Source organism: Kitasatospora sp. NPDC094016 (assembly GCF_040304045.1).
Lineage (GTDB): Bacteria > Actinomycetota > Actinomycetes > Streptomycetales > Streptomycetaceae > Kitasatospora.
The window spans coordinates 1-20,690 of record NZ_JBEOUK010000065.1; the positions used below are offsets into that span (position 1 = coordinate 1).

Genomic DNA, 20,690 nt, shown 5'->3' on the forward strand with positions numbered 1-20,690 from the left:
GGAGTTGGAAGACGGTCAGCCAGTGCTCGTTGGCGGCGATGAACTGCTTCATCGGTGGCATCAGGTGGGCGGAAAGGTTGTCCCAGACCAGTACGCCGCGCGGAGGATTTGGGCCTCGCCATCGAATGGCTCGACCGCGTACTTGTAGATCGCGGTGTGGCCGTTATCGAAGCGCAGACGTTCAACGCCGGACATGCCCCACACCCTCACCTTCTCGCGGACGGGTTGGGGGTGGCCGGTGCTGGAGCAGATGTCGGCCAGGATGGCGGTGACGAGCATGGTGTTCACGGGAAACTGTTCCGTTCGTTCGGGCTGCTCGGCTGGGGGTGGGGTCCGGGGCGGCAGCGCGCTTGCCGCCCCGGACCGGTGCTCACACGAGGATCAGGACCTGGTCACGCGGTAGGAGTCGACCTGCTCGATCCACTCGGTCTTCATGCCAGCGAGCTCTTCGCGGAAGCGGGCCATGGAAGCGCCGTAGGGGGCGACGACGCCGCCGGACTGGTCGGGAACGGACTGGCAGCCATGCACCAGCCGGCCGCCGAGCGCGGCGTGGGCCTTGATTCCCTCGATCCGGCGGTACTCGTTGAACCAGCCGCCGTGGTAGACCTCGTCGAGCATCTGCCCTTCCTGCTCGGAGAGGTCGAAAACCACTCCGGTGGCGGACGGGAAGAACCAGCACGGGCCGACGTTGGAGATGTGGCCGTCGAGCTCGACCTTGTTCAGGGCCATGAACGTGGCGGCCTCACGAAGCATCTTCAGGTGCTCGGCGGTCACGTCCGGCAGGCCCAGGGTGGCCAGGTGCTCGTCGCGGAACAGGTACGAGTACACCTGGTGGGCGACGGCCAGGACCTCGCCCGCGTCGTGGGTCGAGTGACTGTGGGTCTTGATGAACTCCAGCGCCATCTGCTCGACGCTGGCCTCCTCGGTTTCCTCCACGCTCAACAGGCCGTCCCGCACGGTCTGCCAGTCGATGACGAGCCAGGAGCTGGCCTCGAACCGGAAGAAGTAGTTCTCCGGGTCGAGGGTGATCGTGGTGCCCTCCACGGTGATGCCGGGCAGGCGGTTCCAGCGCGGGTCGAACGCCTCGGGCAGCTCGACCGTGATCGTCTCGGTGTCGACGGTGGTCACTATGTCTCCATCGCAGGTCGCGGCGCCCTCCTGAGGCGCCTATGGCGTTGGGCCTGCCGCCCGGGAGAGATATCGTCACTGCCGGAGCGGCTGACGCTAAGTCAACAGCCGTGTACGCAAACGGATAAGGTGCCAGGATGTGGGCCTGGTGTCGACCCAACGGAGGGCACCGTGTCAAGGGGATCTGTAACGGTCGCAGGCCTGATCAGGACCGCGCGGGAGAACAAGGGCTGGTCACAGCCCAGGCTTGGTCGCGAACTCGGCGAGGCCGAAGGCAAAGGGGGCGCAGGGCCAGACCGGGGCCAGGTATCTCGCTGGGAGCGCGGCGGGCGCGTCCCGAAATACTGGATGCCGCACCTGATCTCGGTTCTGGGTATCGATCTAGCAGAAACGGTTAGCAGCCCGCCAACTGGTCAGGACGAGATCAGAACTGGCGATACCGTGGATTCCGTCATCGAGCTGAGCCGGAGGGACGTGGTGGATCGCCGGGGATTCGTGGCCGCCTCCAGCGCGTACGCGCTCGCAGCGTTGGGCCTGCCTGATCCAGACGCCATCCTGCGGCGGACACGGCTGAAGACTGATGCGAAGGTGCAGGTGGGCCGGGGAGAGGTCGCAGCGATCCGCCAGATGACGAAGTCGCTGGGCGACGCGGCCGCCGAGCTCGGTGGCGGCCATGCCCGCCATCTCGCCGTTCGCTACCTCCACGACGACGTCGCCCCCTGGCTGGACGGGAGCTGGAGTGAAGCCGTCGGCCGGGAGCTGTTCGCGGCGACCTCCCAACTCGTCCACCTGGCCGGGTGGATGGCCCAGGACGAGGGGAACCAGGACGCCGCCCAGCAGTACTACGCGCATTCCTTCCGGCTGGCTTCCGAGGCCGGCGACGCCGAGTTGGCCGCCACCGCCCTGCGCGGTCTGGCCGTCCAGGCCATCGACCTGGGTTTCAGGCCCACCGCCGTGCGGATAGCGGAAGAGTGCGTCGACCAGGCCAGACACCTGGATGATTCCCGAGCCCTGGCCTACTACCAGGCCACCCTCGCCAACGCCGCAGCCCTCGACGGTGACCGGCGCACCGCGACCAGCTCGCTCGCCGCGTCCCAGAGCGCGATCGAACGGGCCGACGGCGCGCCCGGCGAGTCGTGGGCCTCGCACTACAGCATCGGCCGGTGGGCGCACGAGTCCGGCATGATCCTCGCCCGGCTCGGCGACTACACCAGCGCGCAGGAACACCTCCACCACGCGCTCGACATCCACGGCCTCGACCGCCGCCGCACCCGCGCGATCGTCCTCGCCGACCTCGGCACCGTCCGGCTCCGGCAGGACGACGTCGACGGCGCCCTCGCGTCCTGGAACGACTTCCTCGACTGCGCGGACGGCATCCGCTCGGTCAAGGTCCAGGACGCCGTCCGCGACCTGCGGGCCCGCCTCTACCGCCTCCGCGGCGTAGCCGGTGCCGGGGAACTCGACGAACGAGCCGCGGCGTTAGGGTGAATCGTGGCAGATGACCGACCAGGCCCGTCCGACAGTCGGGAGCAGTGGCGATGGGTGCGGAGCTTCCTCAACGACCACCGCTTCGAGTTGACCAATCGGCTCCTTGCCGAGAGCGATCCCGAGCGGCTGGTCCCGGGGACTCCGTTGCTGGCTCGGCGGCACTGGATTCCGGAGCGGCCGGTGCCGCTGGAGCGCGTCCGGCTGCGGTGGGTGCCGGACGCGCCGGAGGCCGACCTGGACAGCGGCGAGCCGGAGCTCGACCGCGTCCGCCCGCACCGGGTCGATGGATCCACCCATCGCCGCTATGCCGACGCTGTCGGGGATCTCGCCAAGCCCAGGCTGTTCGAGGACCGAAGCTGCTACCGCCTGCTCGATGTCGGAACGTCTGCGGGCGATCCGACGCTGACGTTCGGCCGCGGCCGGTACTTCGACGTGATCAACATCTGTGAGGCCGTCGCGCACGAGTACGCGGCGGCGGTCCTGGCGGGCGAGGCCGCCACGCCCTTCCGAGCCGCCATCGGCGACCCGACCGACCTTGCGCGCCGGCCGGTCATGGCGGCCATCAGTACGCTGACCATCCGGCACGATCGCAGGACAGGCGAAGCGGAGTTCGTGCTGCACTGGCGTGATCCCGAGAAGGTCGCCAGCGGCGGGGGTCTCTTCCAGGTGATGCCGGTCGGGATGTTCCAGGCCTCGCACGACGCGCCGTGGAACGAGGGGAACGACTTCGACCTCTGGCGGGCGATTCTGCGGGAGCTGGGCGAGGAACTGCTCGGTGACGCCGAGGACTACGGGAGCGACAGGGCGCCGATCGACTACGCCGCCCGGCCACTCGACAGAGCGCTCACCGCAGCACGTGAGGACGGCCGCCTGCGGGTGTTCTGGCTGGGCCTGGGGATGGATCCGCTGACCTTCGTCACCGACATGCTGACCGTGGCCGTGTTCGACGCCGAGCTGTTCGACGACACGTTCCGGCGCATCGTCTCGACCAACGACGAGGGCCACCGCGTCGGGCTGGAGGACGCGACGGGGCGCTCAGCCGGCATCCCGTTCACAGCCGAGCAGGTGGATCGCCTCACCACCACCGAGCCGATGCAGCCCGCCGGCGCGGCACTCCTGCGGCTCGCCTGGCGGCACCGGAAGGCGCTGTTGCAGCTGCCGTGACGCGGGCAGGCCGGTGCCCCGGACCGCCCGACCGGTCCGGGGCACTGTCGTCGGCCGGGTCAGACGGCCTTGGCGGCCGCGAAGCGGGACGAGACGTCCTGCCAGTTGACGACGTCCCAGAGCTTCTCGACGTAGTCGGGGCGGACGTTGCGGTACTGCAGGTAGTAGGCGTGCTCCCAGGCGTCGAAGGCGAGCAGCGGGGTGGTGCCCTGGCCGACGTTGCCGTGGTGGTCGTAGACCTGCTCGACGATCAGGCGCTTGGCCAGCGGCTCCCAGGAGAGGATGCCCCAGCCGGAGCCCTGCACGCCGGTGGTGGCGGTGGTGAGCTGCTTGCGGAAGGCCTCGAAGCTGCCGAAGTGCTCGGTGATGGCGTCGGCCAGCTCGCCCTCGGGGCGGTCGCCGCCCTCCGGGGAGAGGTTCTGCCAGAACAGCGAGTGCAGCACGTGGCCGGACAGGTGGAAGGCGAAGGTCTTCTGCAGGCCGACCAGGCCGCCGAACTGCTCCTTGTCGCGCGCCTCGGCCAGCTGGTCCAGGGTGTCGTTCGCACCCTTGACGTAGGCGGCGTGGTGCTTGGAGTGGTGCAGTTCGAGGATCTCGGGGGACATCGCCCGCTCGAGCGCGGAGTAGTCGTACGGCAGGTCGGGAAGCGAGTAGGTGCCCATCAGGACACGGCCCCTTTCGGCGGGTTCAACGGTGGTGATCGTGCCGGGACAACACTATTGCGTATGGGTTGCAGGAACGAAGCATGGGCTCCTGCTTATTCCGCACGTCTCGTCGGGCACAATGGTCACAAGTACATGTAATGAGTGACAAGGGTGAGTGACCATGACCGGATCGCCGGTGGTGCTGGGGATCGAGTCCTCCTGCGACGAGACCGGCGCGGGTCTGGTCCGGGACGGCGTGCTGCTCGGACAGGCGGTGGCGTCGTCGATGGACGAGCACGCCCGCTTCGGCGGGGTGGTGCCGGAGATCGCCGCCCGGGCGCACGTCCACGCGATGGCGCCGGTGGTCGGCGAGGCGCTGGCGCGGGCCGGGCTGACGCTCGACGACGTCGGCGCCGTCGCGGTGACGACCGGTCCGGGGCTGGCCGGGGCGCTCCAGGTCGGGGTGGCCGCGGCCAAGGGCTACGCGTTCTCGCTCGGCGTCCCGCTGTACGGGGTGCACCACCTGGCCGGGCACGTCGCCGCCGCCACGCTGGACGGCGGGCCGCTGCCGAACCCCTGCGTGGTACTGATCGTCTCGGGCGGGCACACCTCGCTGCTGCTGGTGCGCGACCTCGCCCGCGATCCGATCGTCCACCTCGGCGACACCCTGGACGACGCGGCCGGCGAGTGCTTCGACAAGGTCGCCCGGATCCTCGGCCTCCCCTACCCCGGCGGACCGGCGATCGACCGGGCGGCCAGGGAGGGCGACCCGACGGCCGTGCGCCTGCCGCGCCCGCTGACCGGACCGCGGGACGACCCGTACGCGTTCTCGTTCTCCGGGCTCAAGACGGCCGCCGCCCGCTGGGTGGAGGCGCAGCGCTCGGGCGGCTCGGACCCGTACGTGCCGGACGCGGCGGCCGGGTTGCAGGAGGCGATCGCCGACGTGCTGACCCGCAAGGCGGTGCGGGCCTGCACCGATCACGGGATCGGCACCCTGGTGGTGGTCGGCGGGGTCGCGGCCAACTCCCGGGTGCGGTCGCTGGCCGAGGAGCGCTGCGCGGCGGCCGGGATCACGCTGCGGGTGCCGCCGTTGAGGCTCTGTACGGACAACGGGGCGATGGTGGCGGCGATCGGCGATCTGCTGGTCCGCTCCGGCGCCGAGCCGGCTCCGGCGGAGCTGTCGGTGGATCCTTCGGCGCCGCTGGAGTTCGCGGCGTTGACGCCGTTGGTGCGGGCAGCGGCCGCCTGAGGGTTTCACCGCTTTTACTCCGGATCGCACCCCCGTCGCCGGTCTGACGGCGCGTTGATCCGGCAACGGTTCGATCTCGCCCGACGCGAATCCGTTCCCAAGCCTTCCCCCGACCGCAATCACTGTGCCATTTTACATGTCACACATCAGGAACCCGTGTGTCCCCAACCACACGGCAACCCTCGACGGCCCCGGAGGCCCCCACAGATGCGTCCCTTCCGGATAACCACGGCCCAGGCGCGGAAACTGCCCGCGCTCGGCGCCGCATTCTTCCTCGCGCTCGGCCTGTTCGCCCCGCAGGCACACGCCGCGACGGCCAACTCCACCACCACACTCAAGGCCCAGGCCCAGGCCCAGGCCGGCAAGGCGGCGGCGCCGCGCTCCGTCCCGGTGCCCAAGTCCCCCGACACGCCGAAGGACGACCGTCCGCTGGCCTCGGACCAGCAGGCCAAGTCCAGCGCCCGGCGGCGGGCAGCGCCACCGGTGCGCACGCCGCCGCCAAGGCCGCCAAGCAGCTCTCGGCGGCCGCCGCCTGCGACGTCTCCGCCTTCACCGGCAACACCGGTGCCGCGCTCGTCCAGAAGGTCAAGGCCGCCGACCTCGGCTGCGTCAACACCCTGTACAACCTGACCGGCAACGACGCCAAGGGCGCGTTCAACGAGGCGCAGATGGCCACCGTCGCCAACGCCCTGCGCGACGTCTCCGCCGCCTACCCCGGCGACGACTCCACCTCGGCCGGCCAACTGGTGGTCTACCTCCGCGCCGGCTACTACGTGCAGTGGTACAACCCGGACGTGGTCGGCCCGTACGGCGCCACCCTGCAGACCGCCATTCGCGGCGCCCTCGACGGCTTCTTCGCCGCCCCGCACAGCAAGGACGTCACCGAGGCGAACGGCGCGACCCTCGCCGAGGCCGTCACCCTGATCGACAGCGCCCAGGAGAACGCCCGCTACACCGGCGTCGTCAAGCGCCTGCTCACCGACTACACCGGCGCCTGGACCGGCTCGATGGCCACCGCCGTCGCCAACACCAAGACCGTCATCGAGCGCGGCTTCGACCTCCCCGCCTTCACCGCGGCCCTCCAGGCCGACCCCTCCTTCGCCACCACCATGGCGTCCTTCGTCACCCGCAACGGCGCCCAGCTGAACGGCTCCGACCTGGTCACCTCGATCGGCATCCAGATCGGCAACCTGGTCGCCAACGACGCCACCAAGGCCCAGGGCCGGCCGATCGTCAAGGACCTGATCAACCGCTACCCGCTGGTCGGCAACACCGGTCCGCTCACCATGAACCTGGTCTGGTTCGCGGAGAAGAAGGACACCGGCAACTGCTCCTACTACGGCACCTGCGACCTGCCCACCCGGCTCGTCCCGCTCGTGCTCACCACCGACCACACCTGCAACGCCAACCTGCGCATCCGTGCGCAGAGCATGACCGCGCAGCAGTTCGCCGACACCTGCACCAGCCTGATCAACGAGGACGCGTTCTTCCACAAGGTGGTCAAGGACAACGGCCCGGTCGCCGACGACAACAACACCAGCCTTGAGGTCGTCGTCTTCGACGACTACTACAACTACAGCCTGTACGCCTGGGAGATGTACAACATCGCCGTCGACAACGGCGGCATGTACGAGGAGGGCGACCCGGCCAAGGCCGGCAACCAGGCCCGCTTCATCGCCCACCAGGCCGACTGGCTGCGCCCCAGCTTCCAGATCTGGAACCTCAACCACGAGTACACCCACTACCTCGACGGCCGCTACGACTTCTACGGCGACTTCGACGCCGGCATGACCACCCCGACCGTCTGGTGGGTCGAGGGCCTCGCCGAGTACATCTCGTACAGCTACCGGGGCGTCCACTACGACGACGCCGTCGCGCAGGCCGCCAAGGGCACCTACGCGCTGAGCACCCTCTTCGACAACACCTACGACAACTCCGACTCCACCAAGGTCTACAACTGGGGCTACCTGGCGGTGCGTTACATGCTCCAGTCGCACCCGCAGGACGTCGACGCACTTCTCGCCAAGTACCGCGTCGGCGACTGGAACGGCGCCCGCACCCTGCTCAAGACCACCATCGGCACCAAGTACGACGCCGACTTCGCGACCTGGCTCAAGGCCTGCGGCGCCGACAACTGCGGCTCGCTGCCCACCAACCAGGCGCCGCTCTGCACCGCCGGCGACACCCGGCAGTACGACAAGAACTGCCGCCGCGACGGCGTCGCCGCCACCACCGGCAACTACAGCTACAACTTCCTCAACCTGCCCGCCGGCGTGAAGCAGCTGACCATCACCACCAGCGGCGGCACCGGCAACGCCGACCTCTACTACAACGGGGGTGCGTGGGCCACCACCGGGTCGAACCTGGCCAAGTCCACCAACCCCGGCAACGGCGAGACCCTCACCATCACCAACCCGCCGTCCGGCTGGGTGTACTTCAGCCTCTACGCCCAGCAGGGCTTCGGCGGCGTGACCGTCACCACCACGTACAACTGACGTCCGCGTCCCGGACATCGAGGAGGGCCCCGCGTGCGGCGGGGCCCTCCTCGCGCGTTCGGGCCCCTCGCGCTCAGCCCTCCGCCGACCAGGTCACCACGGGAGGACGGACGGCGGCGCACAACGGACGGCCCTTGGCGTCCGTCAGGCGCAGCCGGGCCACCAGGACGCCGCGCTCCACCGCCGCCCCGGCGACCTCCCGGTCGACCGCCGCCAGCAGCAGCTTGGCCCGACGGAACAGCGCCCAGCCGTCGCCGCTCCCGGTCACCCAGTTCAGGTAGACGAACCGGGCACCGGGGCCGCCCTGCACGTACCGGCCGGTGATGTCCACGCCGCCGGTGAGGTCCGCACCTCCAGGTGCCGGCTGCGCCTCGCACTCCAGGGACCAGCGGGCGCGCGGCGCGTCCCCCGGGACCGGGTCGAGCAACTCGGCCGGGCGACCCCGGCGTTGGACGGCGACGTGCAGGTCCCGGTAGCCCGGGAAGCCCGGCGCGGCGGCACACTCACGCCCCGGCAGGTCGGTGGCCTCAATCCTCAGCTCCATACCGATATGGTCCCCCACCGCACGCCTCGGGAAGTTATAACGATCGGCCATCCAATGCGCCGCACAATACGGACCGGCGAGGAGGTCATCCTTTGTCAAAAGGGTGTCAGGAACCCTGGCTTTCGGTTAAGGTCCGGAGTTAGATGAAAGTCGGTTCGGGGTTCCGATCGGAATACCGAATTTCCGCCAAGCCGCGGGCATCCTTGCTCCACCGTGCCTGCCATCCCGGGAATGGAGAGTACCCATGAAGATGATCAAGGCGATCGTGAAGAAGTTCAAGCGTGACGAGGACCTCGCCGACCACTCGTGGATCGCGCACGTCATCTGACGCACCGTTGACGGCGGGGGCCGCGGCCACGCCGCGGCCTCCGCCGGCGCCGCAGAGCGCCCCACCCGTTCACCTGCCCGGAGTTCTCCGCCCGCCGGGGGAATCCATTTCATCGCCATTTCATCGCCATTCCGTTGGAGGCGCGATTCTCATGGAAGAAATGGCGCCGGCAATCGGCCGCAGCCATTCCATCGCCTACGCCCCGAAGATCCAGGACCTGCTGACCAGGGAAGAAAAGGTATTCCGGATCGACGCCCGCACGGTCGGCGTCTCCGACAGCGGGCTGATGGCCGAAATCGTCGCGGCGCGCCCCGTGCGGTCGGCGGAGCGCTCGGTCTACAAGCCCGCCGCGGGAGCGGACATCCACCACGACAGCGCGACCCGGACGATCCGCGCGCTGGGGCAGGACGTCATGGCGGGCATCAAGGCCCCGCCGCCCCCGGCACGTGGACTGTCCGGCGCCTGGCCCTACGCGGCCACCTCCTACCTGCGCCGATGGCTCTTCACGTCCGACCCCCTGCCGGTCTCCCTCCTGTCGAAACGCGGCGTCACCCGCTCCGACCGGCTCTCCCGGATCGTCGACCGCGCCGTCACCGTCTGGCCGGGATCCGCCGCCGAGGGCAGGAGCACCGCGCTGGCCGGGCAGATCCGCGACGCCGACGGCACCCGGGAGCGGAGGCAGGCCATCGCGCTGTACCGGCGGTCGACGGCCACCCTCTGCGACGGGGTGGCCGCGCTGGCCGGCAACGCCCTGTGGCTCATGGGGCCGGACCGGGAGCGGGAGGACGCCCGCGCCGACCTCACCGAGGTCCTGTGGGAGACCCTGCGGCTGCTCCCGCCCGCGTGGATGCTGTTCCGCAACGACGGCCGCGCCTACACCGGGCTGCACCCCGAGATCCACCCCGAGGACCGCGTCGCGCTCTTCCCGCTCCTGATGCACCGCCACCCGGAGCACTGGTCCGACCCGCTGGAGTTCCGGCCCGAACGGTGGGCCGGGGTGGCGGACCCGGAGAAGTCGCCCGGGTTCATGCCGTTCGGCTTCGACGGGGCCCGCTGCTGGGCCAAGCACCTGGTCGTCCCCCTGGCCGAACGCCTGCTGAACGTCGCCTTCGACCACGGGCTCGCCATTCGCGGCCCGCGGCAGGAGGCGCACGTCCCCCTGCGTTCCCTGCTCTCCGTGCGGTTCGACGCCGGGACCAGGGCCTGACCCACGGACCCCGAACACCCTGACACCACGGGACACACCATGGAATCGCCCACGCTGGCCGACTGGGTCGGCGACGTCCGGAGCTTCACCGGCCACCAGTGGCAGCGCGAGCCCGCGGTCTTCACGCCGGAGAAACTCGCCCCGCCGTTCGACCTGGACGCGCTGGACGCCGCCTTCGACACCGGGCTGCTGCGCACCCCCTATCTGGAGATGGTCCGCTCCACCAAGGTGACCGTCCCGCCCGAGGCCTACACCACGTCACGCGTGGTCAACGGCGTGACGTACCACGGCTTCGCCGACCGCGCGAAGGTCCTCGCACTCCTGGGCACCGGGGCGACGCTGCTGCTGCGCTGCGTCGACCAGTGGCACCGCCCGACGGGCGAGCTGGTGGCGCGGCTGTCCGAAGAACTCGACCGGCGCGTCGAGGCGTTCTTCTTCGTCACACCCGCCGGCGGCCAGGGCCTCGCGGTGCACCGCGACGACGCCGACGTGTTCGTCCTCCAGGCGGCCGGACGCAAGACCTGGTACGTCCACGACGCGCCGACCGTGGCGCACTGGACGCCGGGAGAACTCCCCGACGACGAGCACTCCCCGCGGCTCCTGCACAGCGTCCTCGAACCCGGCAGCGTGCTCTACGTCCCGCGCGGCTTCGCGCACCGCGCGGTCGGCGCCGCCGGACTCTCCGCCCACCTCTCACTGACGATCCGCGACATCTCCGTACCGGACCTGCGGACCGCCCTGGAGCGGCGGTTGACGGACGGGCTGGACCTCCCGGCGCGCCCGCTCGGCGAGGCCGCGATCGGCGACTCCTGCGCCGCGCTGCTCGACCACGTCCGGGCGAGGCTCGACCAGATCGAACCGGAGGACCTGCGGCTCGCCGCCCGGGCCGCACAGGCGCGGGCGGCCCGGGCGGAGGCTGCGGCGCAGAACGCGGAGCGCGCGGAGTCGTTCGCCGAGGCGGCCCGGACCTGGCAAGGCGGCGGGACCGGCGCCGGACGGACCGGGCTGGCGTCCGTCAGCCGCACCTGGCGCAGGCTGCGCGACGCGGCACGCACCATGCACTGACGCACCGGCCCACTGGCGCAGGGCCGTCGACGAGAACCCGCGCGCCCGGCGGACGCGCCGCCCGTCCTCCGTACCGCCGTGACGACGACGGTACGGAGGACGGGCAGCACCGACCTTCGACGGCCGAAGACGTCAGACCCGCTGCGCCGGGACCGTCCGGTCCCGCTGGAGGTCCAGCAGCTCACGGAACAGCCCGTCCGGGCGCGCCGCCAGCTCCGCCCAGGTGCCGGTCTGCACGATCCGGCCCCGGTCCATCACGATCACCCGGTCCGCCACCGCCGCGTTGGCGATGTTGTGCGTCACCAGCAGCGTGATCCGCCCCGGGGCGAGGGCGCGCAGCGCGTGCAGGATGCGGTGCTCGGCGCGCGGGTCCAGGTCCGAGGTCGGCTCGTCCAGGATCAACAGCCCCGGGCTGCGCACCGTCCGGTACAGCGCCCGGGCCACCGCCGCCCGCTGCCAGCCGCCGCCCGACAACTCGGCGCCACCCCACCAGCCCTGGGCCAGCAGCGTGCGCCAGCCCGACCGCAGCCGGGCCACGACCTCGTCGAAACCCGTCCGCGCGGCCGCCCGCTCCACGTCCGCCATCACCTGCTCGGTGAGGTGCCCCAGGTGAACGTTCTCGGCCGCCCCCAGCGGCCAGCGCGCGAACTCCTGCGGCACCCGGGCCACCCGCGACCACATGCCGTCCGCGTCCAGCTCCTCCACCGGCACGCCGTCCCAGCAGATCCGGCCGGACTGCGGCAGGTAGAGGCCGGACAGCAGCTTCAACAGCGTGGACTTGCCGCTGCCGTTCTGCCCGATCACCGCCACCACCTCCCCGGCCCGCAGCGTCATGCTGACCCCGCACAGCGCCGGCTCCTGCTGCTCGCCGGGGTAGGCGTGCCCGAGGTCCGCGACCTCCACCAGTTGCGGCGCGTCCGGCACGATCCCGCCGCGCCGGATCCGGTGACCGCCGGCCTCGTCCAGGAAGGTGAAGTAGTCGTCCAGGTACAGGCCCATCCGGTACAGCCGGGCGCCGTTGCCGACCAGGCCCTGCAACCCGGACGAGGCCGTCCGCAGCGCGAACGTCGCCGTACCCGCCGCCGCCAGGTCGATCCGGCCGCTCGCCACCAGGTACAGCAGCGTGCCCCAGACCAGCGCGCTGCCCGCCCCCGTACCCAGCGAGGCCAGCAGGGAGACCTTCGCCGCCTCCCTGGTCGCCCGGTCCGTCGCCTCGACGATCTTCTCCTCGGCGCGGCGGTACTTGGCCATCAGGAACGGCGTGACCTGGTCCGAACGGACCTGGTCCGCGCGGGTCTTGTCGATCAGGAACCAGCGGTAGACGCGCAGCGCGCCACGGTCCTCGTTGGTGGCCACGGCCGCCAGGTAGTGGATCCGGGCCGTCCGGACGGCCGCCACCCCGGTCGGTACCGAACCCAGCAGCAGCAGCGGCACCAGCCACGGGTGGAGCGTCGCCAGGACGCCCGCCGCGGCGGCCAGCGAGACCGTCGAGGCGATCACGTCCTGGGCGTTGGAGAGCAGGTCCGGCGTGGTCGAGGCACCCCGGTCGGCCGCCTCCCACTGCTCGTTGTACGCGGGCTCGTCGTACGCCCGCAGCTCGGCCGCGCACCCGGCGGCGATCAGCGCCAGCTCCGCCTCCCGGGTGACCCTCGGTGACACCCGGCCGGACAGCCCCACCACCGCGATCCCCAGCACCGCGCGCAGCGCGGCCGAGACGGTCAGCAGGAGCAGCGACGGCGCGGCGGTCCGCAGGTGCTCCCCCACCGGGCCCGCCACCAGCAGCGCGCCCAGGGTGCCGGTCGTCGCGTACAGCGCCAACGCCCCGAACACGCCCGCCAGCGCCTGGCACACCAGCAGCAGCACGGTGGACGTCCGGTCCGCCGCCCACGCCAGCGCCAGCGCGCGGCGCACCAGGTGCGGGAGGCGGCGCAGCATCGCGCTCGCCGACATCGACGCCCCGGCCTCGGCGCGGCGGTCGCCGGGGAAGCGCAGGCGCAGTTCCTCTTCGTGCTGGTCCTGACCGGGCTGGTCCTGACCGGGCGAGGTGCGGTCGGGCGGGGTGTGGGGCTTCTCGGGCTTCACGATCTGTTCGGACACAGTGCTCCCTTGTTCCCTGGTACGGCGGCCGGTGGCCGCAGCGGATCCGCGCGCGGGCAGCCCTCACCGCCGCGTGGGCGTGTGGGGTCGGCAGCGGTGCCGGAGGGCACTCTGCGAAGGGCTGGCTGCGGTGCGGACCCCGATCCTGGCAGCGGTCCGCCGGGCCGTCCGGCGTGTCCCGGCCGGTCTCACTCGATCCGGGCGATTCCGTGTCGGCGGCGGCGAGTTGGTGGCAATCGATCACCGGGAGGGTCCGCGATGTTCGATTCAGGGGCCGGTTGCGGTGCACTCCGGGCACGCGGTCCGACGATCACAGGAACGTCCCGGCCAAGCCCGCGCGGCCCGACCTCGCCGACCATCTCAGGGGGCGGGACGCGGGGCCAGAAGGTCGGGGGTCAGGGGGCCGGGGGATGGAGCGCGCGGGGGGAGGGGCGGTGAGGCGGCAAGGGCGAGTCGGGGTACACCTGTCCGGAATCCGGGCGGTGACGGGAGCCTGAACCAGGCCTCACGTGTGAACGGCCGAGCCCCGGGCAGTCGCGCGCCCGTCGCTCCTGTGGCCAGGCCGAGCACCGAAGGCCACGATGGAATCCGGCAACCCCCGCCCCCGGCCCGATCGGAGCACGATGAGCGAGCAGCACAACGTCGTCCTGCTGACCTTCCCGGACGCCGCCGCATGGCGGACGGCCTTCGACGAGGCGCAGCACCTGCCCGGCCTGCGGCAGCTGGCGGCGCTGGAACGCAGCGCCGACGGCCTGTTGGAGATCCAGGACACCTTCACCCGGGGCGCGGGCGTGACCACCGTCGGCTCCGGCGTCCTCGGCGGCCTGGTGGGCCTGGTCGGCGGGCCGATCGGCGTCCTGCTCGGCTTCGCGGCCGGTGCGGCGCTCGGCAACGCCGCCGAGGAGGGCCGGGCGACGGAGGGCGGCGCCGGTCTGATCATGCTCTCGCCCCGCGTCCCGGACGGTGGCGCGCTGCTCGTCCTGGAGCTCCGGGAGTCCTCCCCCGACCGGGCCGACGACCTGGCCTCCCGGCACGGGGCCACGGTCGAGCGGATCGACGCGCAGGACTTCGCCGAGCAGGTCCGGGCCGCCGAGCACAAGGCGGAGCAGGACACGGCGGAGCAGGACACGGCGGAACAGCACCAGGCCGAACAGGACCCGGCCGCGCAGAACGCGGCGGAGCGGGACACCGCGGCGGAGCCCGGGGCGGATGGTCACCGGCCCGGCGAGGGCGCCTGACCCGCCGCCCGGCCCCTCACCGCGCCCGCAGCGCCTCGACCGTCCGCGCCCGGGCCGCCCGGACGGCGGGCAGCCATCGGCCCGGAGGCGGACACCTCCGGGCCGATGGCGGGCCGGTCCCGCTTTCCGGACGGCTGACGCCAACTCCCTTCAGCCGCACGGGAATCCGGGATCAGGCGACGTCGAACCGGTCCAGGTTCATCACCTTGACCCACGCCGCGACGAAGTCCGCCACGAACTTCTCCTTCGCGTCGTCGCTCGCGTAGACCTCGGCGACGGCGCGCAGTTCGGAGTTGGAGCCGAAGACCAGGTCGGCCCGGGTGCCGGTCCACTTGAGCGCGCCGGTGGCCGCGTCCCGGCCCTCGAAGGTGTGCCCGTCCTCCGAGGTGGCCTTCCACTCCGTGTCCAGGTCCAGCAGGTTGACGAAGAAGTCGTTCGTCAGGGCCTCGGGGGTCTCGGTGAGGACGCCGTGCGGGGACTGCTGGTAGTTGGCGCCCAGCACCCGCAGGCCGCCGACCAGGACGGTCAGTTCGGGCGCGCTCAGGGTCAGCAGGTTCGCCTTGTCGAGCAGCAGGTACTCGGCGCCCAGCCGGCTGCCCTTGCCCACGTAGTTGCGGAAGCCGTCCGAGGTCGGCTCCATCGCCGCGAAGGAGTCGACGTCGGTGAGTTCCTGCGTCGCGTCCACCCGGCCCGGCGTGAACGGCACCACCACGTCGCGGCCGCCCGCCCGGGCGGCCTTCTCCACGCCGACGCCGCCGGCCAGCACCACCACGTCGGCCAGCGAGACCTGCTTGGCGCCGGACCGGGCGTTGAACTCCTGCTGCACGCCCTCCAGGGTGCGCAGTACCGAGGCCAGCCGGTCCGGCTCGTTGACCTCCCAGCCGATCTGCGGCTGGAGCCGGATCCGGCCGCCGTTGGCGCCGCCGCGCTTGTCGCTGCCGCGGAAGGAGGAGGCCGCCGCCCACGCGGTGGACACCAGCTCGGACACCGACAGCCCGGAGGCGGCGATCCGCTCCCGCAGGGCGGCGACGTCCGCGGCGTCGATCTGCTGGTAGCCGACCGCGGGCAGCGGGTCCTGCCACACCAGTTGCTCGGTCGGCACCTCCGCGCCGACGTAGCGGGCGAGCGGGCCCATGTCGCGGTGGGTCAGCTTGAACCAGGCGCGGGCGAAGGCGTCCGCGAGCTCCTCGGGGTGCTCCAGGAAGCGCCGGGAGATCGGCTCGTAGACCGGGTCCAGGCGCAGCGACAGGTCGGTGGTCAGCATCGTCGGGGCGTGCCGCTTGGACGGGTCGTGGGCGTCCGGGACGGTGCCCGCTCCGGCGCCGCCCTTCGGCTTCCACTGGAAGGCGCCGGCCGGGCTCTTGGTCAGCTCCCACTCGTAGCCGAACAGCGTCTCGAAGAAGCTGTTGTCCCAGGTCACCGGGGTGGCCGTCCAGGCGCCCTCCAGGCCGCTGGTGATCGCGTCCCCGCCCTTGCCGGTGCGGAAGGTGCTCTTCCAGCCGAGGCCCTGCTGCTCGATCGGGGCGTCCTCGGGGTCGGGGCCGACGTTGTCCGCCGGGCCCGCGCCGTGGGTCTTGCCGAAGGTGTGGCCGCCGGCGATCAGCGCGACGGTCTCCTCGTCGTTCATCGCCATCCGGTAGAAGGTCTCGCGGATGTCGCGGGCGGCGGCGAGCGGGTCCGGGGTGCCGTTGGGGCCCTCGGGGTTGACGTAGATCAGGCCCATCTGGACGGCGGCGAGCGGCCGCTCCAGCTGGCGGTCGCCGGTGTAGCGCTCGTCGCCGAGCCAGGTGGTCTCCGGGCCCCAGTAGACGTCCTCGTCCGGCTCCCACTCGTCCACGCGGCCGCCGCCGAAACCGAAGGTCTCGAAGCCCATCGACTCCAGGGCGACGTTCCCGGCCAGGATCATCAGGTCGGCCCAGGAGAGGTCGCGGCCGTACTTCTTCTTCACCGGCCACAGCAGGCGGCGGGCCTTGTCCAGGCTGGCGTTGTCGGGCCAGCTGTTCAGCGGGGCGAAGCGCTGCTGCCCGGCGCCGGCGCCGCCGCGGCCGTCGCTGATCCGGTAGGTGCCCGCGCTGTGCCACGCCATCCGGATGATGAAGGGGCCGTAGTGCCCGTAGTCGGCCGGCCACCACGCGTGCGAGGTGGTGAGGGCCGTCTCGATGTCGCGCTTCACGGTCGGAAGGTCGAGGGATCCGAACGCCGCGGCGTAGTCGAAGTCGGCGCCGAGCGGATTCGCCACGGCCGGATTCTTCGCGAGGATCTTCAGATTGAGCCGCTCCGGCCACCACTGGCGGTTTCCGCCGCCCTGGGTGGGGTGCGGCGCGCGCCCGTGGGCCACCGGGCAGCCGCCCGTGCCCTCCGCCTGCGGCTCGGGTTCGGTAACGATCGGATCGTGGTTCTCAGACATGGAAATCCTTCCCTACAAGGCGGATCACGGTGTCTTCACTGCTACTTCCTGCTACCCAGGCTATCGCCGGAGCCGATCCTACGATGGACACGATCCACGTCAAGAACGACACCAAACACATATCCGATCGGGAACCGGAGAGAAGCCGAAATAACTTGGTAAAATCCTGACCTCCCATTGACCTGAATAGGTGAACCGATATGAGTGACCTGCTGGAGCGACTGCGCGGACGCGGCTGGCGCCTCACCTCCCAGCGGCGTGTCGTGGCGGAGGTCCTGGACGGCGAGCACGTGCACCTCACCGCCGACGAGGTCCACGCCCGGGCCGCCGAACGCCTGCCCGAGATCTCCCGGGCCACCGTCTACAACACCCTCGGCGAACTGGTCACCCTCGGCGAGGTCACCGAGGTCTCCACCGACGGCCGGGCCAAGCGCTACGACCCCAACGCCCACCACCCGCACCAGCACCTCGTCTGCACCCACTGCGGCACCATCCGCGACGTCCACCCCACCGACGACCCCCTCGCCGGCCTCCCCGTCGACCAGCGCTTCGGCTTCACCGTCACCGACGCCGCCGTCACCTACCGCGGTCTCTGCCCGGCCTGCGCGGGCTGACCACGGGCTGACCACGGCCCCCGTCGGGATTCCCTGCGAAGATCGGGGAATGGAACTGACGATGGTTGACGTCACGCCGGGGAACGCCGCCATGGCGACCGATCTCGGGCCGCTGATACGGCAGTTGAGGCCGTCCCTGACCGCCGAGGGGTTCGCCGCCTTCGCCGCCGAGGCGCACGCACAGGGGCTGGTCTTCACCGCCGCGTACGACGGTCGCGGGCGGTGCGTCGGGGTGGCGACCCACCGGGTGCTGGCGACCAGCCGCGGCCGGCTGCTGTTCGTCGACGACCTGGTGACCGACCGCGCGGTGCGGTCGGCGGGGGTCGGCGGGCGACTGATGGCGGAGCTGGCGGAGCGGGCCCGACGGGCGGGGTGCGCCCGGATCGAGCTCGACTCGGGGGTGACCAACCACGGCGCGCACCGCTTCTACCACACGGCCCGGATGTCGATCGTCGCCCTGCACTTCGCCCGCGAGATCCGGGCCGGTTCGTAACGGTTCGAGGGGACGGCCGGTTCGAGGGGGCGGCCGGTTCGCGGCCGGTGGTGCCGGCCGGTTCGCGGCCGTTCGCCGCGGCGCCGGGCCGGAGTTGACACGGAATCACGGAGTTGACGGACCCGCCGCCCCGTCCTTGACCCCCGCCGGGGCCCGGCTGGGACGATTCCCGGCATGGGCGAAACCATCAACGAGAAGCAGCCGATATTCTCCGCCGACGCCGACATCCGCATTTCCGCGACACCGATCGAGGTCTACGCGGTGATCAGCGACCTGCCGCGCAGCGGCGAATGGAGCCCGGAATGCCTGGGCGGTGAATGGACGGTCGGCGAGCCGGCCGCCGTCGGGTCCGTGTTCCGCGGCGACAACCTCCGCGGCGACGACATCGTCGCCTGGGCGCCGGTGGTCCGCGGCCGGTGGACGACCCAGTCCGAGGTGGTCACCGCGGAGCCGGGCCGGACCTTCCGGTGGGCGATACACAACTCGGACGGCCAGAAGCAGGAGAGCGTCTGGGGCTTCGACATCGAGGCCGCCGAGGGCGGCAGCCTGCTGACCCACCACTTCCGCATGGACTCGGCCACCCAGGGCATCAAGGGCATCACCGCGGAGATGGACGCGGCCGAGAAGCAGCGCTTCTTCGCGGAGTGGGGCGACAAGATCTCCGGCGATCTGGCCGCCACCCTGCAGCGCATCAAGGCCGTCATCGAAGAGGCGTGACGCCGGGCGGTATCCGGCCTTTCCGCGATTCGCCCGGAATTCCCGGGCCGGTACCCGGGCACGCGGCCATTCGGACGCCCGGGCACGCCAATTCACCTCGGACGGTGTCCCTTTCACCGCGGGTGGTGTCCATTCCATTCACGTCAGGCGCCGACGGCGCACAGCCGCGGACCGGGAGGCGGACAGGTGCTTCTTCAACGTATCGGAAACCGGGGAATTCAGCTCGGGATGCTCTTCGAGCGCGCCGCGGCCAGACACGGCGCGAACGTCCTCATCCTCGACCACGACCTCGACGCGGCACCGGAGTTGGGCCGCAGGGCGACTGTCGCCGAGGTGTCGGACCTGGTGGACGACCTGGCGTCCCGGCTCTGGGCGGCGGGCGTGCGGCCGAGCCGGCGGGTGGTGGTGTATAAGGCCGACGGCTTCGACATCACGCTGCTCGCGTGCGCGGCGGCGCGGATCGGGGCGGTCCCGGTGCTGCTGTCGCCGGCACTGGACGGCGCGACCGTCGCCGAGCTGGTCCGCCGCACCGACCGGCCGTTCCTGGTGACCGACCAGGAGAAGCTGGAGAACGTGCTGCCCGAGACGGTCTTCGACCTCGCCGACCGGGTGGTGCTGACCTCCGGATCGTACCGGGATGCCGTCGAACTGCGGGCGCTGGCCGGGGTGGAGAGGGTCGAGCCCGTCGTCATGCCGGCCGACCACCCGACGCTGATCACCCACACCTCGGGCACCACCGGGACACCCAAGCTGGCCGTGCACACCGGGTTCAGCCTGCAGTCCCGCTACCGCCCGCAGGCCTCCGTCATCGCCCCGCTGATCCCGGGCCGGGAGACCATCGCCATCCACGTCTCCTTCGTCCACTCCCGACTGATCACCGCGCTGGCGATCTCCCTCTACCGCGGCTTCCCGCTGGTCGTGCTGCGCGAGTCGGACCCGAAGCACGTCGGCGACCTGTTCGCGCGGCTGAAGCCGGGCATCCTGGAGGCGCACCCCAACTCCTTCATGGAGTGGGAGGAGTTGGCGCAGGACCCGCGCGGCCCGCTGTCCAACGTCAAGCTGTTCAGCAGCACCTTCGACGCGATCCACCCGCGGACCGTGCACCGGTTGCTGCGCGCCACCCGGCGCCGCTCGCCGCTCTTCGGCCAGCTGTACGGGCAGAGCGAGGTCGGCCCGGCCATCGTCCGCGGCTTCACCCGGCGCCGCACCCTGGACGACGACGGCCGCTGCGTCGGCATGCCGTTCCCCGGGATGACCGACGTCCGGGTGGTCAGCCGGAACGGCAACCCGCCGTCCGAGCGGAACCCGGGCTTCATCGAGGTGCGCAGCGACGGGCGCATCGTCACCTATCTCGGCGAGCAGGACCGCTACGACGCCCAGGTGTCGGCGGACGGCTGGTGGCGGATGGGCGACGTCGGCTACCGCACCAAGTGGGGCTGCGTGCACCTGCTGGACCGCGAGGTCGACCTGATCGAGGGCTTCGGCAGCACCCTCGCGGCCGAGGACACCCTGTTCGGCCAGCTGCCCGGCCTCGCCGAGGTCATCATCATCCCCGGCCCGGACGGCAGGGCCGTGCCGGTGGTGTGCACCAAGGACGACGAACCGCTGGACCTGGCGGCCTGGCGGCGCGCCGCGGCGTCGCTGCCGCCGATGGCCGAGCCGGTCCACCGGCGGCTGGACGAGCTGCCGAGGACCGCCACCACCAAGATCAAGCGCCTGGAGCTCGCCCGCCTGCTGCTCGCCGACGCCCCGCAGGGCACCCGGACGGACGTGGAAGACGTGGAGGACGTGAAGCCGTGAGTGAGCGAAGCG

Annotated in this window: 17 protein-coding genes; 11 read left to right on the plus strand and 6 right to left on the minus strand. The window is 71.5% G+C overall.

Annotated features, from left to right (window positions below; translation table 11 throughout):
• Positions 1–60 precede the first annotated feature (60 nt).
• Together ABT015_RS35415 and ABT015_RS35420 are read right to left on the minus strand one after the other, a co-directional pair.
• Positions 61–288, minus strand: a complete 228-nt coding sequence (locus tag ABT015_RS35415) for a hypothetical protein (RefSeq protein ID WP_350886703.1) — start codon at positions 286–288, stop codon at positions 61–63.
• Between the two features lie 93 nt (positions 289–381).
• Positions 382–1,128, minus strand: coding sequence for a hypothetical protein (locus ABT015_RS35420; RefSeq protein WP_350886705.1), 747 nt, complete (start codon positions 1,126–1,128; stop codon positions 382–384).
• A 171-nt stretch (positions 1,129–1,299) separates the two neighbouring features.
• On the opposite strand from ABT015_RS35420, the gene ABT015_RS35425 reads away from it, so the two are divergent.
• Both ABT015_RS35425 and ABT015_RS35430 read left to right on the plus strand, forming a co-directional pair.
• Positions 1,300–2,616 (plus strand): helix-turn-helix domain-containing protein, encoded by a 1,317-nt coding sequence (locus ABT015_RS35425; protein WP_502897483.1) that lies wholly within the window; start codon positions 1,300–1,302, stop codon positions 2,614–2,616.
• Between the two features lie 54 nt (positions 2,617–2,670).
• Positions 2,671–3,780 (plus strand): XRE family transcriptional regulator, encoded by a 1,110-nt coding sequence (locus ABT015_RS35430; protein WP_350886709.1) that lies wholly within the window; start codon positions 2,671–2,673, stop codon positions 3,778–3,780.
• Between the two features lie 59 nt (positions 3,781–3,839).
• On the opposite strand, the gene ABT015_RS35435 is transcribed toward ABT015_RS35430, so the two are convergent.
• Positions 3,840–4,442: a superoxide dismutase gene (locus ABT015_RS35435; RefSeq protein WP_350886711.1), complete on the minus strand. Its 603-nt coding sequence runs from the start codon at positions 4,440–4,442 to the stop codon at positions 3,840–3,842.
• A gap of 163 nt (positions 4,443–4,605) precedes the next feature.
• Between ABT015_RS35435 and tsaD the strand changes: the two genes are divergently transcribed.
• Both tsaD and ABT015_RS35445 read left to right on the plus strand, forming a co-directional pair.
• A complete protein-coding gene (tsaD, locus tag ABT015_RS35440) occupies positions 4,606–5,673 on the plus strand; it encodes a tRNA (adenosine(37)-N6)-threonylcarbamoyltransferase complex transferase subunit TsaD (RefSeq protein WP_350886713.1) in 1,068 nt (355 codons plus the stop codon).
• 158 nt (positions 5,674–5,831) lie between these two features.
• A complete protein-coding gene (locus ABT015_RS35445; protein WP_350886715.1) occupies positions 5,832–8,168 on the plus strand; it encodes a M9 family metallopeptidase in 2,337 nt (778 codons plus the stop codon).
• Positions 8,169–8,241: 73 nt separating this feature from the next.
• Here ABT015_RS35445 and ABT015_RS35450 read toward each other — a convergent pair whose 3' ends face one another.
• A complete protein-coding gene (locus ABT015_RS35450; protein ID WP_350886717.1) occupies positions 8,242–8,712 on the minus strand; it encodes a DUF5990 family protein in 471 nt (156 codons plus the stop codon).
• A 488-nt stretch (positions 8,713–9,200) separates the two neighbouring features.
• Here ABT015_RS35450 and ABT015_RS35455 point away from each other — a divergent pair, with 488 nt between their 5' ends.
• Both ABT015_RS35455 and ABT015_RS35460 read left to right on the plus strand, forming a co-directional pair.
• Positions 9,201–10,247: a cytochrome P450 gene (locus tag ABT015_RS35455; protein ID WP_350886719.1), complete on the plus strand. Its 1,047-nt coding sequence runs from the start codon at positions 9,201–9,203 to the stop codon at positions 10,245–10,247.
• Positions 10,248–10,286: 39 nt separating this feature from the next.
• Positions 10,287–11,312: a JmjC domain-containing protein gene (locus ABT015_RS35460; protein WP_350886722.1), complete on the plus strand. Its 1,026-nt coding sequence runs from the start codon at positions 10,287–10,289 to the stop codon at positions 11,310–11,312.
• A 132-nt stretch (positions 11,313–11,444) separates the two neighbouring features.
• On the opposite strand, the gene ABT015_RS35465 is transcribed toward ABT015_RS35460, so the two are convergent.
• Positions 11,445–13,409 (minus strand): ATP-binding cassette domain-containing protein, encoded by a 1,965-nt coding sequence (locus ABT015_RS35465; protein WP_350886724.1) that lies wholly within the window; start codon positions 13,407–13,409, stop codon positions 11,445–11,447.
• A gap of 623 nt (positions 13,410–14,032) precedes the next feature.
• On the opposite strand from ABT015_RS35465, the gene ABT015_RS35470 reads away from it, so the two are divergent.
• Positions 14,033–14,647, plus strand: coding sequence for a hypothetical protein (locus tag ABT015_RS35470; RefSeq protein WP_350886727.1), 615 nt, complete (start codon positions 14,033–14,035; stop codon positions 14,645–14,647).
• Between the two features lie 172 nt (positions 14,648–14,819).
• On the opposite strand, the gene katG is transcribed toward ABT015_RS35470, so the two are convergent.
• Complete coding sequence (gene katG, locus ABT015_RS35475) at positions 14,820–17,054, minus strand: catalase/peroxidase HPI (protein WP_350886729.1); 2,235 nt, start codon at positions 17,052–17,054, stop codon at positions 14,820–14,822.
• 200 nt (positions 17,055–17,254) lie between these two features.
• Here katG and ABT015_RS35480 point away from each other — a divergent pair, with 200 nt between their 5' ends.
• The 4 genes from ABT015_RS35480 (at position 17,255) to ABT015_RS35495 (ending at position 20,678) form a co-directional block, all read left to right on the plus strand.
• Positions 17,255–17,668, plus strand: a complete 414-nt coding sequence (locus ABT015_RS35480) for a Fur family transcriptional regulator (protein ID WP_350886732.1) — start codon at positions 17,255–17,257, stop codon at positions 17,666–17,668.
• A 61-nt stretch (positions 17,669–17,729) separates the two neighbouring features.
• Complete coding sequence (locus ABT015_RS35485) at positions 17,730–18,161, plus strand: GNAT family N-acetyltransferase (protein WP_350886734.1); 432 nt, start codon at positions 17,730–17,732, stop codon at positions 18,159–18,161.
• Positions 18,162–18,335: 174 nt separating this feature from the next.
• Entirely contained in the window at positions 18,336–18,878 is a 543-nt protein-coding gene (locus ABT015_RS35490) for an SRPBCC family protein (RefSeq protein ID WP_350886737.1), read from the plus strand.
• A 228-nt stretch (positions 18,879–19,106) separates the two neighbouring features.
• Positions 19,107–20,678: a class I adenylate-forming enzyme family protein gene (locus tag ABT015_RS35495; RefSeq protein ID WP_350886740.1), complete on the plus strand. Its 1,572-nt coding sequence runs from the start codon at positions 19,107–19,109 to the stop codon at positions 20,676–20,678.
• Positions 20,679–20,690 lie beyond the last annotated feature (12 nt).